The sequence below is a fragment of the Paenibacillus liaoningensis genome (assembly GCF_059609455.1).
The window spans coordinates 1-18091 of sequence record NZ_JCAALU010000020.1 but is presented as its reverse complement, the minus strand read 5'-3'; the positions used below and the strand labels follow the sequence as shown (position 1 = coordinate 18091).

General features: G+C 48.5%; 15 protein-coding genes, 1 tRNA gene and 2 rRNA genes. All 18 read right to left on the bottom strand.

Annotated features, from left to right (window positions below):
• Nucleotides 1-65 precede the first annotated feature (65 nt).
• Nucleotides 66-1598: a glycosyltransferase family 2 protein gene (locus AC6B99_RS27200; RefSeq protein ID WP_496664710.1), complete on the bottom strand. Its 1533-nt coding sequence runs from the start codon at nucleotides 1596-1598 to the stop codon at nucleotides 66-68.
• A complete protein-coding gene (locus tag AC6B99_RS27195; RefSeq protein ID WP_494883461.1) occupies nucleotides 1591-2694 on the bottom strand; it encodes a glycosyltransferase in 1104 nt (367 codons plus the stop codon). The genes AC6B99_RS27200 and AC6B99_RS27195 overlap by 8 nt, the downstream gene beginning before the upstream one ends.
• A gap of 78 nt (nucleotides 2695-2772) precedes the next feature.
• Entirely contained in the window at nucleotides 2773-5904 is a 3132-nt protein-coding gene (locus AC6B99_RS27190) for a BclA C-terminal domain-containing protein (RefSeq protein WP_496664709.1), read from the bottom strand.
• Between the two features lie 379 nt (nucleotides 5905-6283).
• Nucleotides 6284-6712 (bottom strand): NucA/NucB deoxyribonuclease domain-containing protein, encoded by a 429-nt coding sequence (locus AC6B99_RS27185; RefSeq protein WP_056035252.1) that lies wholly within the window; start codon nucleotides 6710-6712, stop codon nucleotides 6284-6286.
• A gap of 246 nt (nucleotides 6713-6958) precedes the next feature.
• A complete protein-coding gene (locus tag AC6B99_RS27180) occupies nucleotides 6959-7705 on the bottom strand; it encodes a DsbA family oxidoreductase (protein ID WP_496664708.1) in 747 nt (248 codons plus the stop codon).
• Nucleotides 7706-7857: 152 nt separating this feature from the next.
• Entirely contained in the window at nucleotides 7858-8901 is a 1044-nt protein-coding gene (locus tag AC6B99_RS27175) for a hypothetical protein (RefSeq protein ID WP_494865774.1), read from the bottom strand.
• A gap of 137 nt (nucleotides 8902-9038) precedes the next feature.
• The gene (locus AC6B99_RS27170; protein WP_056035203.1) at nucleotides 9039-9197 is read right to left on the bottom strand and encodes a small acid-soluble spore protein P; all 159 of its coding nucleotides are present in this window, start codon (nucleotides 9195-9197) and stop codon (nucleotides 9039-9041) included.
• A 15-nt stretch (nucleotides 9198-9212) separates the two neighbouring features.
• Nucleotides 9213-9560, bottom strand: coding sequence for a hypothetical protein (locus tag AC6B99_RS27165; RefSeq protein ID WP_056035206.1), 348 nt, complete (start codon nucleotides 9558-9560; stop codon nucleotides 9213-9215).
• A 248-nt stretch (nucleotides 9561-9808) separates the two neighbouring features.
• Nucleotides 9809-9897, bottom strand: a tRNA-Ser gene (locus tag AC6B99_RS27160).
• A 93-nt stretch (nucleotides 9898-9990) separates the two neighbouring features.
• Nucleotides 9991-11274, bottom strand: coding sequence for a serine--tRNA ligase (gene serS, locus AC6B99_RS27155; protein ID WP_056035209.1), 1284 nt, complete (start codon nucleotides 11272-11274; stop codon nucleotides 9991-9993).
• A 21-nt stretch (nucleotides 11275-11295) separates the two neighbouring features.
• Complete coding sequence (gene pdxT / locus AC6B99_RS27150; RefSeq protein ID WP_046234145.1) at nucleotides 11296-11877, bottom strand: pyridoxal 5'-phosphate synthase glutaminase subunit PdxT; 582 nt, start codon at nucleotides 11875-11877, stop codon at nucleotides 11296-11298.
• A gap of 33 nt (nucleotides 11878-11910) precedes the next feature.
• A complete protein-coding gene (gene pdxS / locus AC6B99_RS27145; protein ID WP_046234144.1) occupies nucleotides 11911-12792 on the bottom strand; it encodes a pyridoxal 5'-phosphate synthase lyase subunit PdxS in 882 nt (293 codons plus the stop codon).
• Nucleotides 12793-12945: 153 nt separating this feature from the next.
• A complete protein-coding gene (locus AC6B99_RS27140) occupies nucleotides 12946-14235 on the bottom strand; it encodes a D-alanyl-D-alanine carboxypeptidase family protein (RefSeq protein ID WP_496664707.1) in 1290 nt (429 codons plus the stop codon).
• Between the two features lie 278 nt (nucleotides 14236-14513).
• On the bottom strand, nucleotides 14514-15971 hold the full coding sequence (gene guaB / locus AC6B99_RS27135; RefSeq protein ID WP_056035212.1) for an IMP dehydrogenase: 1458 nt from the start codon (nucleotides 15969-15971) through the stop codon (nucleotides 14514-14516).
• A gap of 63 nt (nucleotides 15972-16034) precedes the next feature.
• Complete coding sequence (locus tag AC6B99_RS27130; RefSeq protein ID WP_155973140.1) at nucleotides 16035-16283, bottom strand: hypothetical protein; 249 nt, start codon at nucleotides 16281-16283, stop codon at nucleotides 16035-16037.
• Between the two features lie 26 nt (nucleotides 16284-16309).
• A complete protein-coding gene (locus AC6B99_RS27125; protein ID WP_056035219.1) occupies nucleotides 16310-17002 on the bottom strand; it encodes a class I SAM-dependent methyltransferase in 693 nt (230 codons plus the stop codon).
• Between the two features lie 791 nt (nucleotides 17003-17793).
• Nucleotides 17794-17910: ribosomal RNA gene (rrf, locus tag AC6B99_RS27120) — 5S ribosomal RNA — on the bottom strand.
• 71 nt (nucleotides 17911-17981) lie between these two features.
• Nucleotides 17982-18091 (bottom strand): 23S ribosomal RNA (locus tag AC6B99_RS27115); the annotation flags it as partial.

Sequence of the window (18091 nt, the reverse complement as noted above, 5' to 3'; positions counted from 1 at the left end):
AGATTAAAGCATCTCCACTCATCATTCCTGATGAGCAGAGATGCTTTTTTTCATGCTGGTGCCTGTTATTCCTGCCACTCCACGAGCTGTGGATTATTATCCAAAATCGACAGGTATTGCTCCTTCCAGCCATACTTGGCGTCGGGGTCAAGCAGCTGGTAGCGGTGGAGCTTCTCCCGGCGATGCTCTTCTTTTGCCCAGCCATAATGCTTAAGGCGAATGCCCGACAGCTGATGAGGCAGCTCCAAAATATTAGCGGGAAAACGCCCGCAATGCTGCGGTGTATTTTTCCACTTATAATCAAATGCTGGGTCATAGCGGAGCAAAAAAGGACGATAGCTTTCATGCGCCTGCCAGATCGCATCCGATCTATACGAATGAAGGCTCCAGAAATCGTATAGCCGGAAGCAAAATACATTCGTAGACCGATTTTGCAGCAGCGAATCGAGCTCCTGAACGAAGCTTTGCTCGAACCATTCATCCGCGTCTAGATTCAGAATCCACTCCGGATTTACAGTCAACGTCTCTTCCCACTGCTGCTTCCGCAGCGTAATTTCATTGCTGAAACGCGACACCTCGTTGCGGATCAGCTTAACCGGAATGCCTTCCAGCGCCTGTAGGCACACCTCAGCTGTGTCATCCGTGCTGCCATCGTCAATAATGACCGCGTCATCAATATACTGGCGATGCTGCTCCAGCGCCTGGCGCAAATAGCGGCTGCTCTCGTTCCTTACGATCATCGACAGCGTGAGCCGTCCTCGGGTCTGGGGCTGGACTTCCGCTTCTTTCTGTAGAAACCGCTCCGCCCCAGCCAAATCCGCGCTGCGATAAATATGATAGGCGGGATAGTGGGTATCCACAAACAGCCGCAGGCCAAGCGCAGCCGCCCTAATGCAAAAATGCCGATCTTCCCCCCAGAAGGTTAAATTGCTAATGGGGCCAAAGTGCACACCTGCTTCAAGGGCACGTCTGCTCAGCAGTGTACATGCGCCAAGCCCGCCTACCTCGTATACGCCAGGCTCGCTTAACATGGCGTAAAACTGCTCCAAGCGCACCGCAATTTCCATATCGCTCAGCTTCTCGCCTCGGCCTCGCTCCCACTGTCCGTATTCGTCATGCAGCCATACTTGCGGCTGAGGACGCGCATCCGGCTGCCAGCGGGTCCAAAAAATTTCCGATACTATATCTTTGTCGTCCGCTACTAGCTGCGGAAGCGTTCTGGCGTCCAGCAGCAGGTCAGAGTCGAGCAGAAATAAGTAATCAAATTGGCTCTCTAGCGCATGTTCAATGATTCGATTTTTGAAATGGGCAACCTTCCAAATGAGCTGCTCGTTCCAGCAATGCGTTATATCCGTGCGTACATACACGTCTTGACTATCGGAGGATTCTGAGCGGATAATGGTTACCCCCTCGCGAGCGGCAGTAAACTGTTCCAGCAGCTGACTGCTCGTAGCATCCGTATTATCGTCAATAAAGAGATAGCTCAGCTCCAGCTGATCTGCATGAAAGCGTTTCAGCGAAGCGAGAAACAACGCAAGAATCGTAGGCTGCTGCTGAACGGGACTGGCAATGAGCACACGCCTTTTTTTCTCAGACAAGTACGATCCCTCCCTCATCCTTCTTACTCAGCCGCTGACTCAAATATTCCCGGTTCGATACCATTCGCTCATCCTCCGGCCGGTAGCTGGCCGCCTGCTCGTTATGCCTATAAGCTGACTCATAGTCGCCCAGACGGTCATAGCAGACACATAGCTGAAGCTGCGGCAGCCAAGTAGAACAGGCTATATTCGCAAAACCCCAGCCTGTTGTGTCCGTATGCTCCACGTGGAGCGCCTGCTTATACCAATATACCGCCATCTGAAGCTCATCCCGCTGCAAAAAATAATACCCAAGGCGGCAGCAAAATTCCGCCCGAGGCTTATCATAATAGAAGGATCGCAGCACAGAATCCATCATATTGCGTGGCTCGTTCAGCTCGTGGTAGCAGTCCGCAAGCCGCCCGCAAGCAAGAATATTATCCTCGATCCAGCCTTTGCCGGTAGCAAGAAACTTGTCATAATAACGGATGGCCGAATCGTAGCGGCCATTGTCTTTCAGCTCATTGGCATAATAAAATAAGTCGCGCGGGGTGAAAACTTCTCCTCTGCGAAGTCGATTTTCATACATCGTTAAATTGCGGTCGCTATCATGCCCGAGGCTCTTATGTGTAACGATTACATCACAATGAACGATGTTTCCGTAAACCTCCAAATACTCATGGACCGCGCCAATCCACTGAAAGTTCCGCTCACGCTTAACAATGCGATTGCGCCGCAGTTTGTTAACTACGTTGCCGTACTCGTCAAAGGACAGGTGGTAATCCATCGAGACGGAGTCTACCGTATCGTCCAGCTGGTGTTTGAGCGCCTTCAGCTTATGCAGCTCGGAAACCTCCAATACATCGTCCGCATCCAGCCACATCATATAAGGCTTCGTTGCAAGCGAGAATGCGAAATTGCGGGCGGCGGCGAAGTCATCCACCCAGGTGAAAGACTCGACGCGATCGGTAAAATCGGCAGCGATTTCCCTTGTAGCATCGGTCGAGCCTGTGTCGACAATAATAATTTCATCTACGGCGGGGGCAATAGAGGAGAGGCAGCGTGCCAATGTTTTTTCTTCATTTTTGACTATCATGCAAAGACTGATCGCGATCAATGAAACCACACTCCTGCGAGTTGATTCTATTGACCCATCCTATTCAGTCACTCTTGCCTTGGTGCCCAACTGGCCGACTTAGCTTAATTGGATAATGGTCAATGCCGCGCCGGCGCTGCCTCCAAGCAATGTGGCCGCACCCAGCAGTCCAAATAATTGAAGGGTAATGGTCGAGCCTGCTGTCAGTCCAACAATAATATCGTTATTGAAAGAGGATAAGCTTAATACTGGCTCTAATGTTGAGGCCGTACTCGCTATGCCGTTAATTAACAGACGCGAGCTGACCAATAACGCCGCTGTCAAATTAATTTGGTACGTAATATAATATCTGCCCGCTGCGGCAACTGTGAACGTATCGTTTAATCCATTGACCGTTATGCCTGCGGCGATATTTTGAGAGCTTGGAAGCGGTACATTCGTGCCTCCAAGTATAACTGCAATGATACCCCCAGTTGTATTGGCTGCAAAAGCGGATACAGCTGTCGTACTAACGCCTGTTGCTCCAGTGACTCCGGTAGTTCCAGTTGCTCCTGTAGCACCAGTTGCTCCGGTCACACCTGTCACTCCCGTGGCTCCGGTTACACCTGTAGCTCCCGTGGATCCTGTAAATCCGGACGCCCCGGTTACACCGGTTGTTCCTGTGATGCCAGTTGCTCCGGTTGCTCCTGTGACTCCTGTCGCACCCGTTGGTCCGGTTATTCCTGTCGTTCCGGTCTCACCAGTTGCCCCTGTCACGCCAGTTATACCGGTTGTTCCTGTGACACCAGTTGCTCCGGTTACACCCGTGGCTCCTGTCTCTCCGGTTGCTCCTGTCGCACCCGTTGGTCCGGTTATTCCTGTCGTTCCGGTCTCACCAGTAGCCCCTGTCACACCAGTTATACCGGTTGTTCCTGTGACCCCAGTTGCTCCGGTTACACCCGTGGCCCCCGTCTCTCCGGTTGCTCCTGTGACTCCTGTCGCACCAGTTGGTCCGGTTATTCCTGTTGTTCCGGTCTCACCAGTTGCTCCGGTCACACCTGTCACTCCCGTGGCTCCGGTTACACCTGTAGCTCCCGTGGATCCTGTAAATCCGGACGCCCCGGTTACACCGGTTGTTCCTGTGATGCCAGTTGCTCCGGTTGCTCCTGTGACTCCTGTCGCACCAGTTATGCCGGTTACACCCGTTGCTCCTGTCGCTCCCGTTTCTCCGGTTGCTCCTGTCGTTCCGGTCTCACCAGTTGCCCCTGTCACACCAGTAGCCCCTGTCACACCAGTTACACCGGTTGTTCCTGTGACGCCAGTTGCTCCGGTTACACCCGTGGCCCCCGTCTCTCCGGTTGCTCCTGTGACTCCTGTCGCACCAGTTGGTCCGGTTATTCCTGTTGTTCCGGTCTCACCAGTAGCCCCTGTCACGCCAGTTATACCGGTTGTTCCTGTGCCCCCAGTTGCTCCGGTTACACCCGTGGCTCCCGTCTCTCCGGTTGCTCCTGTCGTTCCGGTCTCACCAGTAGCCCCTGTCACGCCAGTTACACCGGTTGTTCCTGTGACCCCAGTTGCTCCGGTTACACCCGTGGCTCCCGTCTCTCCGGTTGCTCCTGTTGCACCAGTTGTCCCAGTTTCTCCAGTCGTTCCGATCTCACCAGTAGCCCCTGTCACACCAGTTACACCGGTTGTTCCTGTGACACCAGTTACTCCGGTTACACCCGTGGCCCCCGTCTCTCCGGTTGCTCCGGTTGCTCCGGTTGCTCCGGTTGCTCCTGTTGCTCCTGTCGCACCAGTTGCTCCTGTCACACCGGTCACGCCTGTCGAGCCCGTTACGCCGATTACACCAGTCGTGCCTGTCGCACCCGTTACCCCGGTCACACCGGTTGCTCCTGTCTCTCCTGTCACACCAGTCATACCTGTCGAGCCCGTTGCTCCGGTTGTTCCAGTTACGCCGTTGGTACCCGTTACACCCGTTGCTCCTGTCTCTCCTGTTGCACCAGTCATACCTGTCGAACCCGTTGCTCCAGATACACCAGTCGTACCGGTTGCTCCTGTCTCTCCTGTCACACCAGTCATACCTGTCGAGCCCGTTGCTCCGGTTGTTCCAGTTACGCCGTTGGTACCCGTTACACCCGTTGCTCCTGTCTCTCCTGTTGCACCTGTTTCTCCCGCTGTACCTGTAGATCCAGTTATGCCAGTAGAGCCTGTAACCCCTGCACCCGTCGCCCCTGTTGCTCCTGTAAAACCTGTCACTCCAGTTGTACCAGTAGCCCCGGTTACTCCGGTCGTTCCGGTCACTCCAGCCCCCGTTGCTCCAGTTGCCCCAGTCGTACCCGTCGCACCTGCACCAGCCAGCATCGTATAATCTGCCGAGCTTTCTGGTACTCCGCTTGGCGGTGCCGTATTCACGACATACGTACTTCCATTGAATGTAACGACCCAATTAACGGGATATGCCGGGGCTGCCAAAGGATTAAATGCCACCATCCCTTCCAGTCCTGCCCCTGTTGCTCCCGTTACACCTGTCGCTCCTGTAGCTCCCATTACACCGGCTGATCCTGCCGACCCATTGGCTCCTGTTGCACCCGTTGCTCCCGCGCCAGCAATCAGAGTATAGTCTGCGGAGCTTCCTGGCACTCCGCTTGGCGGCGCCGTATTCACGATATACGTGCTACCATTAAACGTAACGACCTGATTAACGGGATAAGTTGGGGCTACCAAGGGATCATACGCGACTATCCCTTCTAGCCCTGCCCCTGTTGCTCCAGCTACACCAGTCGCTCCAGGCGATCCTGTAGCTCCCGGAGCACCATTCGCCCCCGCTGGGCCAATTGCTCCCGCAGCGCCTTGCGCTCCAGGCGATCCCGCTGGACCAATCGCTCCGGGAAGGCCCATCGCTCCAGGCTGCCCTGCAGATCCTGTTGCTCCTGCCGGACCAGTTGCTCCAGTTGCCCCATCAGTTCCAGCTTGACCGCTAAAACCTCTCGCACCCCTTGGGCCTCTGGCACCCCTCGGGCCACGTTTTCCGCGTCTTGCATGAGCTGGCCAATGGGTATGGCCATTCCGAGGTTTTTTATCTTGATTCCCATCGAGACATTTCAGCGCCTCTGTCAGCAGCAAAATCGAGTCGATCACTTCGCGCTCCGCCCGGACAATTTTATTTCTCCCCGCCAGCCTGCGCGCAAATCTCAATTCAAGAATGGCGAGGTTTAATTTCCGCAAACAACTGGCTCTTCTTTTCGCCAACCTGCTCATCTCCCATTATTTTTTCGCATTACCGCTTTTTATAGACTGTACGCCTGCATGCTGAAATGACATATCGAATATGGGAGCTCGCTCGTTTAACCCGATTTTGGCGTATTAGACCTTTCACAAGCTGGAGCTGCTTAATCCATTTGTTAAGCTCTTGTGATTTCCGGTTCCTGTTCATCTTCATCCCTCTTTACCGATTTATTTGCTCGCTTTCTATTCAAAAACGCAAAAAATAGTCTTTTATCATCATTACACCAGTCTATGTTTGCGCCCTATATGCAACACGGTATTCACCCAGTCTTTGAATATAAAAAAAGCCCAATCCTCTGCATGAACGCAGACAATTAGACTTTTACTCAAAATAAATGCTTGCTTATTTGATAACAAAAGCAATTCTCGAACCATCCGGGTATTTCTCCAGCTGGTTGCTGACCCATGACCCCGCCCCGCGATTATCCGATGGGTCAATATAAGCAATATGGGCGCCGCTCCCGCCTTCGGCACACATCGCCATTGGCCATTCATCACGATCGTAGCCTTTTTTCACCTTTACGCCCTGCAAAGATTTTTTCCGATTCTGATCCGCGCCTTCCCGATCAATCGTACAAATAGGGGATTTTCCCGCTGCAATCGCATCTTTAATGTGCTTGCCTGTCTCTGGATACCGATCCGTCGGAAAATATAACGTGTAATCCGTTCCTTCTGCCGTATTCCAATCTTTCGCCAGCTCATCAAGCCAGCCCATATAAGACGCTCCGGCCAAAGCCAGCATAATAAGCAAGGAAATAAGGGCATTTTTCATTTTAAACTTCTTTTTACGGGACTTTCTTTTCAACGCGCATAGCCTCCTGATGCTCTTTTTCCTCATTTTCTCATCATAAAGGGCGAAGGACAACCCTTGGCCAAATTTTATTTTCACACCTGTTAGGCAAAACATATACTTTCTTATATTTCAAAAAAAAAGCTGAAGCAGCGTCACTTGCCCGCCACCCCAGCCTTCCCTAAAATCTGTTTATATTCAAATATTCATCATTTCAGTTATATACAATTACGCCTTGTCTGAATTAGCATCCTTAGCCGCCGAAGGCGCGCAAGTGCCATCCGAACAAGCTGCATCGTCAGCATCATCCGGCAAATCATTGATGACGGTCAGGGCCGGATACGCTTCATCCCAAGCCTGCTTGATTGCATTCAGGAACACTTCATTGGGCTGAGCGCCCGATATCGCGTATTTGCGATTAATGACGAAGAATGGCACACCGCGCACGCCTATCCGCGAAGCCTCCTCCTCATCGCCACGAACGTCCTGTGCATGAGCATCGCTTTCCAGCACAGCAAGTGCCTCCTGACGATCCAGTCCAACCTCAGCAGCCAGATCAGCGAGTGTATCGCGCTGTCCCAAATGCTTGGAATCGGTAAAATAAGCACGGAACAGTCGTTCCGACATCGCATCTTGCTTGCCGTATTTAGCTGCAAAATGGGTTAAGCGGTGCGCATCAAACGTATTCGTTAGCACCAGTGTATCGAAGTTAAAGGTCAAGCCAACGGATGCCGCCTGCTTTGCCAAATCGCTGTTCATCTCGATTGCTTTCTCGCGTGGCATGCCGTATTTGCGGGACAGCATTTCATGCACATCGTGCTCATAGCTGATCGCGGCGTTAGGGTCCAGCTCGAAGCTGCGGAACACGACCTTCACCTGCTTGCCATGCTCGAACTTGGCTAATGCGCCCTCCAGCCTCTTTTTACCAATATAACAAAACGGACATGCAAAATCTGACCATACATCTATTTGCATTACGATTCCTCCTTTAAACTCATATACGTATAGTAATATACTTTACTTTTTAAAGCAATAGAATCATTCAGGCCTCCGCTACAGCGTTATAAAAAAAACCGCTCATTCACTTAGAATGGGCGGTTTCTTTTGTATCATTTTAAGCTATAAAATTACATACCCAATCCCATTCCAGACATCAGCTCATCCATCTTAACCGCGTCCGTCGGAATTTCATACAGGAATTTAGGCGCTTTATTAATATTGTGGTATTCAGCTGTTAACGAACCGCCAACTTTCACGATACCGCCGCTTTCATCCGTAAAATCTACATTGATTTTAGCAGTCTGCTGCGATAAGTAGCCATCTTTAATGGCTCCTACAATGGAGAAATCATTGACTTTCAGGTTTGTTTTCAGCTGGTCCAACGTTTCTTGCTTGTTGGCTTCGAAATCTGCCTTCAGCTTCGTTACATCCTCATTCGTGCTTTCAATCATTTTCATGAAATCTTCGTTTTTCGTCAATGTGTCGATTAGCTCTGGAAGCACTTGATTAACGATTGTTTCTACTGCCTGCTGATAGTTGCCTTCATTAATTTGAAAGCGAACAACTTGATCCGCCTCTACCCCTTCAGGGAGCGCTGCATCTTCTTTTTTCAGCGAGGAGAAATACGTTTTTTCATCAAAATGTTTTAAAATAATGCCGCTCACTTCTTGACCAAGCTTCTGTTGGGCCGCAGTATCCAGCATCGCTCCTGTTTCCGCTTGCTTTGCCAGCTCCTCTAGATCAATCTCCACGAATTTATCTGTGTATTGCTCTGGCAGCATAAGCATTGGAAGCGCTGGAATTTTCACAAACATCTTTTTGTCTGTCATAATCATCGGTATTTTAATGGAAAGGCCCGCTGCCGTAACATCCATTTCCATATCTGTGCGCAGCGGCTCTTTTTGATATACCGCTTTAACATTTACTTTAGCGCCTTTAAGCAGGCCAATGACATATTGTGCTCCAGCTCCGTCTTCCTGAAGCAATTCGTCTGGCACTGTAAGCTCATCTATCCCAAAAGACATCGTAGAATCATATGATGTGACTTCCGCCATTTTTTGAGTAGCTTTCTCCAAAGACTCCTTAGGAGACGCGCTCGCGCTGCATCCTGCGACAATAATTAAAGCAGCAGCGATAAATAGCATAGCCACTTTATGTAGTCTGTTTTTCATTCTAGTTGATCCTCCCTATTTGTATCTCTGCTTGACATCCCCCCTATTTTATAACAAAACGACAGCATATAGAAGCAATATCCAAAAAATCCCGCTTCTCTGAGAAGAAACGGGACTTTTGTATGAACACCTTGAATTTATGATCCTTCCGGATTTAGGTGAGAAGTATGATTTTTCTGCTTCGTTTTTTTCGATCCAGATAAAGGCTGCTGTTGTGCAGAGTCATCATTGCGGCTTCTTTTGTCCTGAGATTGACGCTGCGCCTCCGGCACAGGCACGCTGTCTGGCTTGCTCATATCATCGTCCTCCTTTTAGGCGTGTGTAAGCTGCGCAAGCGCTTGGGCGCATTCATGGATATGACGCTTATAATCATGAATGAGCTGTTGAAGCATGTCTGTGCGTTCATCCACAGCTTGATGATCCTTTTCCACATCTACGAGCTCCACTTTAATTTCACGGCTATCCACATATGTCACCTTAAAATCGATCTCATACGCCTGATGCCCCGCGGACTGAATTGTAATCCGCAGCGATTTTGGGTCCGCCTCATCGGCTGCTACCTGGCACTTATCCGGCTTGTTCATCATATCCGGCAGCGTGCGGTTCCATGCTTCCACCAGTTCTGGCTGGCTGTAGGTCAGCTCATCTTTTTTCGCCATCTTTATCAACACCTCCACATCTTATAAGATGCGGCGCGAGCCCGCCAATTATTCAGGCAAAATCCAGCATAAACACAAGATTATCCACAGTTTTATACACAATTCATGCGAGTTATCCACATTATATACAATTTGTCCACAGGGCTATCGTGGATAATGGTGATAACTCCTGCTCAGACGATATCCCCAATCCCCAGACAACAAAAAAACGCCCAAACCGTAAGGTTGGACGTTATCATTTATTAAGTTGGCGGAGAGGGTGGGATTCGAACCCACGTGGGCTTGCACCCTAACGGTTTTCAAGACCGCCCCGTTATGACCGCTTCGGTACCTCTCCACATATAAAATCATCACAAAAATCATTATACCACAGGTTAAAAATGAATATCAACCTTTTTCTTAACCTGTGGCTATCAAAAATGTAAAAACTTTAAGCTTTAGGTCCAATTACGCTGATTCCGCCCATATAAGCACGCAATACTTCAGGAATGACGATGGAGCCGTCTGCCTGTTGGTAATTTTCAAGAATAGCGGCAACGGTACGTCCTACCGCAAGACCTGAGCCGTTAAGCGTATGAACGAATTCCGGCTTGCTCTTCGCGTCTCTGCGGAAACGGATGCCCGCACGGCGCGCCTGGAAGTCCTCTACGTTCGAGCATGAGGAGATTTCCCGGTATGTGCCTGCACTTGGCAGCCATACTTCAAGGTCATAGGTTTTCGCAGCGGTGAAGCCCATATCGCCTGTGCACAGAGCGAGCACGCGATAGGACAAGCCCAGCAGCTCAAGTACCTTCTCGGCATTAGCCGTCATCTTCTCCAGCTCATCGTAGGACTCTTCCGGCTTCGCAAGCTTAATCAGCTCGACTTTGTTGAATTGATGCTGACGAATCAAGCCGCGTGTATCTCGGCCTGCCGCACCCGCTTCCGAGCGGAAGCAAGAGCTGTAAGCTACAAAATGCTTCGGCAGCTCTTCAAGCGACAAAATCTCTTCACGATGAAGATTCGTAACCGGAACCTCGGCCGTTGGAATTAGGAAATAATCCGAATCGGATATTTTGAACAAATCCTCTTCGAACTTCGGAAGCTGCCCTGTTCCAATCAAGCTGTCGCGGTTGACCAAATAAGGCGGCAGCACTTCCTCATAACCGTGCTTATCACTATGTAGATCCATCATAAAGTTAATCAGCGCACGCTCAAGACGCGCACCTAAGCCGCGATAAAACGTAAAGCGGGAGCCCGTTACTTTAGCTGCACGTTCGAAATCAAGAATGCCAAGCTCTTGTGCAAGATCCCAATGCGCTCTCGGCTCGAAATCAAATGCCGGCTGCTCGCCAATCCGGCGAAGCTCTACATTATCATCCTCAGAAGCCCCTACTGGCACACTTTCATGCGGCAAATTCGGAATCGAAAGCATAAGCTCGTCCACTTGTACCTCTACCGCGCGCACTTCTTCGTCCAATTGCTTAATCCGGTCGCCTACTTCACGCATTTCGATAATCAGCGCATCAGCGTCGCCGCCTGTTTTTTTCAGCTTCGCCACTTCCTGCGATACGGTGTTGCGGCGATTTTTCAGCTGGTCCGTTTCCTGCAGCAGGTCCCGGCGCTTTGTATCCAGAACAGGGAAATCTGCGATTAAATCAAGCGATTTACCGCGATTGGTCAGCCCTTGCTCTACTTTTGCGTAATCATTACGCAGCCATTTTATATCTATCACGCTTGGTTGAACTCCTCTCAGCTACCGGCTCACTGCCAATTGTTTAATCATATCGACAAAATAGGCATGCAAACGGTAATCATCGGTTAACTCGGGATGAAAGGATGCTGCCAGCAAATGTCCTTGCCGAGCCGCCACAATTTCCCCTTTGTATTCCGATAGCACATCAACCTGCGATCCAACTTCCTTGATCAAAGGAGCACGAATGAATACCGCACGAACCTGCTCATCAATGCCTTTAATGTCTAGATCAGTTTCGAAGCTCTCCCGCTGTCTTCCGAAAGCATTGCGCTCCACCGTCATATCCATGAGCTTCAGATGCGCATCCTCTTGTCCTTCAATACGTTCAGCGAGCAGAATCATTCCCGCACAAGTACCAAAAATCGGCTTAGATTGCTCGGAGAAAGCTTGAATCGCTTCTAGAAAGCCGTATTTGCGGATCAGCTTGCCTATCGTCGTACTTTCGCCGCCTGGAATAACAAGACCTTGCAGCTCATCCAGCTGCGAGGTCTGTTTAACGGCGACCGCTTCCGCGCCCGCCGCCTCCAAACTGCGTATATGCTCTGCAACTGCGCCTTGAAGCGCGAGTACACCAATTTTCATCGCCTACACGCCTTTCTTATCCAAGCTTGTTGCTTAAATTCCGCGATCTTGCATACGCTGCGAAGCGTCCAGCTTGGAAATTTCGATGCCCTTCATTGGCGCTCCCAAGTTTTTGGATACTTCTGCGATCAATTTGTAGTCTTGGTAATGAGTTGTAGCTTCTACGATAGCACGAGCAAATTTCTCCGGGCTGTCGGATTTGAAAATACCCGAGCCTACGAATACGCCGTCAGCGCCCAGGTGCATCATCAGTGCTGCGTCAGAAGGTGTTGCTACGCCGCCTGCTGCAAAGTTAACGACTGGCAGCTTGCCGCTCTCGTGTACGCCCAGAAGCAGGTCATAAGCAACGCCCAGAACCTTCGCTTCATTATACAGCTCGTCCTTCGACAAACCTTGAATTTTACGGATTTGGCCATTGATCAGACGAAGGTGGCGAACAGCCTCAACAATGTTTCCTGTTCCCGGCTCACCTTTCGTACGAAGCATTGCTGCCCCTTCTTGAATACGGCGAAGCGCTTCGCCAAGATCTTTAGCGCCACATACAAAAGGAATCGTAAATTCATTTTTGCTAATGTGGAACACTTCGTCTGCCGGAGTCAGAACTTCACTCTCGTCAATATAGTCAACGCCCATCGATTCAAGCACTTTCGCCTCTACATAGTGGCCGATACGCGCTTTCGCCATAACAGGGATCGAAACAACTTTCATAACTTCTTCTACGATGGTTGGGTCAGCCATACGGGCAACGCCGCCTGCTGCACGGATATCGGAAGGAACGCGCTCCAGCGCCATAACTGCTGTTGCACCTGCCGCTTCTGCTACTTTTGCTTGCTCGGCGTTCATAACGTCCATGATGACGCCGCCTTTTTGCATTTCAGCCATACCACGTTTTACACGCGAAGTTCCTGTTTCCATTTTCGAAAAATCCTCCTCAAGGTTTTACGCCGCGCCCTTCATCCTGAAGGGTTAGCGCTTAGCTCCCATTATAATATCGATACTTGCTCTAGGCACTAATTTTACAGGAACGCTCCTTAATCGACAACTATTGTTTTCCCTGTATTTATGTGATTAAAACAGATTCACAATATCGTTGAACAGTCCAACGAAAAATTGACCAATAGCGCGGAACAGCAGACGCAGCCAGCCGCCCTTTTCCACATCCTCCGATGCGATCAAATTAACCGTTCTATCCACTTTATTGCCTTCAGCATCCGTATACTCGTAAGTGACTGTTCCGAGCTTCTGACCAGCTGTAATGGGAGCAACAAGCTCTTCCTCTTTCAAAAGATTGCTTTCCTTCAGCTCGATCTTAGGCTCCGCACCTTTTTTCACCGTGAAAGTGATGTCGGACTCCGTAACGGCAGGAACCGTCTTTTCGACACCCTTCTTAATTTTAACCGATTCCAGCGTTTCTACTACAGATTTTGCAGGAAGCACTGATTTCTTCTCAAAATTGTTGAACGCATAGTCGTACATCTTAGCTGTTTCAAAGAAACGGGCCTCTTTTGACTTTGTATTCATTACGACGCTGATATAACGCGTATCGCCTCGTTTAACTGTACCCGTAAACGTATAACCAGCTGCCGATATATAGCCGGTTTTCATGCCATCTACGCCCTCATAAGCATACGCACGTAAATACGTGTTGCTTTTGTTCGTTTCCAGCATCCAGTTATAATTCTTCATGGTCGCTGTATCGCGTTCACGGAATTTGTATTCCTGAATTTTCGAATAATCCAGAAAGTCCGGATGTTTTTTCAAAATCGTTTGTGCCAGCTTCGCCATATCGCGAGCCGAAATAAGCGTTGTATCAAGCAATCCTGTCGCACTTGTAAAATGAGCCGTCGTCAGGCCGAGCTCTTTCGCCGTTTCGTTCATCTTGGCAACAAAGCTCTGCTCACCACCGCTTATTTGCGAAGCAAGAGCAATCGTTGCATCATTCGCCGAACCTACTGCCATAGCAATATATAAGTCCTTAACCGTATGCTGATCGCCTTGCGCCAAATAAATTTGCGAGCCATCTGCAGGAGTATTCGCTGCTTCTTCACTAACGGTAACGACCTGATCCCAAGTTAATCTTTTATTCGTAATTTCCTCAAGTACGATATATTCCGTCATGAGCTTCGTCATGCTGGCAGGAGGACGCGGCGTATCCGCATTGACTTCATAGATGACTTGTCCCGAATCTGCATCTATTAGAATGGCTGATGATAATTCCATGCCTAAAGAGTTTTCGACCCAATCTTCCTTACCTGCAGCCGCTGCTGCACCAGACCCTAATGACAGAATAACCAACCACATCGCCACAAAAGCGGCGATAACCGATGTCAGTCTAATCGGCTTTACCTTTGCCTTCAACGTCTTCTCCCCTTTTCATCCGAAAGTTTGTCGTTGTTAATTGTATCACATGCAAGCAGGGGAATTAAACCTCTACTGCGCTCAGCCCTCTTTCAATAGCTAAGCCCTTGCAGGAAGCCCGTTTGAGCTGTTTAAACCCCTTAAAACTTCCCCGGAGCAATAATTACCATGTAAAATAGTGGATCTAAATCAATGCCCTCTATTGAAAAAAAAGACAGACCCGGCAAAAGCGAAGTTCCGCTTTCTTGTGGTCTGTCTCTGGCCCGTTGGCCGGGATATTAAAGCGAGTAGTTAGGCGCTTCCTTCGTAATTTGCACATCATGTGGATGGCTTTCACGAAGTCCTGCACCAGAAATCCGGATGAAATGTGTATCGTTCTTCAGTTGCTCCAGGTTTGATGTTCCGCAATAGCCCATACCGGAACGCAAGCCGCCAAGCAGCTGATGAACCGTATCCGACAAAGGACCTTTGAATGGCACGCGGCCTTCAATGCCTTCTGGAACTAGCTTGCTCTCGTTTTCTTGGAAGTAACGGTCCTTGCTGCCTTCTTTCATAGCGCCAAGGGAACCCATACCGCGATATACTTTAAAGCTTCTGCCTTGGAAAATCTCTGTTTCGCCAGGGCTTTCAGAAGTACCTGCAAACAAGCTGCCGATCATAATGGCACTTGCGCCTGCTGCAATAGCTTTCGTAATATCGCCGGAATATTTAATACCGCCATCAGCGATAACCGGTACATTGTATTCACGAGCAACGGAAGCACAGTCATAAATCGCTGTGATCTGTGGTACGCCAATACCTGCGATTACACGCGTTGTACAGATCGAGCCTGGACCGATGCCGACTTTAACGACAGATGCGCCTGCTTCAATCAAATCGCGTGTAGCTTCGCCTGTAGCCACATTACCTGCGATAATCGTCAATTCCGGGTATTGCTTGCGGATTTTGCGAACTGCCTCAAGGATATTGATATGATGCCCGTGTGCAGAGTCTACAACGAGAATATCGATACCTGCTTGTACGAGTGCTTCGGTACGATCCATTGTATCTTTAGAAATACCAACAGCTGCTCCGCAAAGCAAGCGGCCATGTGTATCTTTTGCAGCATTAGGGAATTGAATCGCCTTCTCAATGTCCTTGATTGTAATCAGGCCTTTGAGCGTATTCGAGTCATCCACCAATGGCAATTTCTCAATTTTGTGTTTTTGCAGCAATACTTCCGCCTCTGTAAGCGTCGTGCCGACTGGAGCCGTTACTACATTGTCACGTGTCATAACTTCATGGATTTTAATGGAATAATCATGTACAAAACGAAGGTCACGATTCGTCAAAATACCAACAAGCTTCTTGTCAGCATCTACGATCGGCACGCCCGAAATGCGATATTTACCCATTAATTCTTCCGCATCATACACATGATGATCAGGTGTAAGCGAGAATGGATTCGTAATAACGCCGCTTTCCGAACGTTTTACACGATCTACTTCTTCCGCCTGTTGTGCAATGGACATATTCTTGTGAATAATGCCGATTCCGCCCTCACGCGCTATGGCAATAGCAAGAGCTGCTTCCGTAACCGTGTCCATCCCTGCGCTGATCAATGGAATATTCAGCTTGATGCTAGCAGAAAGTTTTGTCGAAATATCCGATTCTCTTGGCAGTACTTCTGATTTCCTTGGAACGAGCAGCACATCATCAAATGTTAGGCCTTCCTTGGCAAATTTTGATTCCCACACGAATATGTTCCTCCCTTAAATTGAGCCGTCTTCACGTATATTATTGCAATATTAGCAGAGGGGTCATGGGCTGTCAAGGCTGTCACAAGGCGAGCAATTTCCGTTTTGCAATAAGCTTTTTGTCTGAATTTTCTCACTAAACAGAAGCGTCACGCTTACATGTGAGAACTTCGTATTTTGAGGAGGCGAAATATCTGTAATAAAAAGGGTTACAAGTCCGACTGCTGTTGCCTTTTTATAATCAGCGCTAGCAGGCATCATTTCGATTTCTACTTTGGCAATAGCTTTGGCAATAGGCTCTTTGTTCAGCATCGTCTCTTCCAGCACTTGAAACAAATTTATGAATAATTAAGTACCTGCTTAAAAGCTGCAAAAACAGCAAACTCATGATGCTTATAGACACAATCTGCCGCTGCAAAACCACTTTTGTGGAGCCACTGCAGTTGATCGTGTACCGTTGCATTCTGATCGAGCTTTCTTCGCTCAATTGCAGACTCTATCGCCTGCTCAGCCAAATCCCCTTTGCCAATGTGCCGCTCCCATTTGTCCTTATAGGCAAGATCAAAGCAAGATAAGCTTCCGGCAGCTTGGTCAGCATTAATAAAGCTGCCATCGTCCTCTAGAAGCTCATGCACGGTGTGAAAAAGCTCCTGCTTAGATTCATGGCTCAGGTGATGAATAGATAAGGACGAAATGACAATATCATATTTTTGCTTGAACATATATTTTGTATAATCTTCCGCAATATATTCGACTTGCTTGCTATGTTCAAATCTCAAACGAGCTGCCCTCATCATCTCTTCGCTCAAATCAATCAGAGTAAACTCCGCCAGCGGGTATTTTTGCTGAACAAACGCGGCGAACAGCCCTGTCCCAGCCCCAAGATCCAAAATACGCGGTTTCTGCTTAGGTGTATTCACCCAATCCACAGCTGTTCCATAAAACTCATCAAAGCATGGAATTAGCTGATGCCGCTGAAAATCATAGTCCTTAGCAACTTGATCAAACAACGTCTTAATGGACTTTTCCATCTTCATAACCTCCCGTTATTTTAGCAATATTATAGAGCGCTGAGCATGTCAATATTATTGTCATTGTAACTGTAAAACAGATTAATAAACCAATTCTAATGAGATAATCTCACATACTAAGACTACAATATTATTTTACAAAATCAAACATATTTATTTCATCAAAAAATTTATAGCTGTTCTTTTCCTGACCACTAGCTCGACACTTTAAAAGGATAACAATCCACAACAGCTATTATAAGAATAGGATCATCGCCTATAACCAAACAATCAAATGTCAGGACATTTCATAAACTAATTATGTATATTTACGAACCTTGTTAACCCTTATTTTAATCTTGTTGTTCATAATAATATTGTAATTTAAGATGAAAAATATCCTAAATAGTATACTTAAAATGGCTTTATAAACATGATACTAATCCCTTCTATGAGCCCAACAAACTACTCTCTAGCTGTCCAACTCCGCTAATACCCAGCCATATCTAAAGACCAATCCCATACCGTTAGTTAACCTGCCATGCAAAACAATTAGTGCTATGCATGCCTAAAAGCAACCTGCATCGTGTATAAAGCCTAGAAGCCTAATTAGTATCATCTATGCATTTACAAGCTACAGCGTTAACAAGAACCGGTAGCAGAGCTGTGGACGTTACCAAAGCAACGGTAACACAGGGTTAAAATATAAAAACGCCAAAGGCCCTTTCGTTCAAAGGACTTTTGACGTAATAACGTTTATTTCATTAAAAACAAAACAAAAAACCTGCCGCAAACTGCGGCAGGCTTCTCGTGCTTGGCGACGTCCTACTCTCCCAGGACCCTGCGGTCCAAGTACCATCGGCGCTGGAGGGCTTAACGGTCGTGTTCGGGATGGGAACGCGTGGTTCCCCTCCGCCATCGCCACCAAACGGATAGAACGGGTATTGCTACCCTGAAAACTGGATGCGAAAGACAAAGTCTGAAACTTTAGCGTGTTGTTTAGGATAAGCCCTCGACCGATTAGTATTCGTCAGCTGCACGCATTGCTGCGCTTCCACCCCGAACCTATCAACCTCGTCGTCTTCAAGGGGTCTTACTAAATTGGGAAAT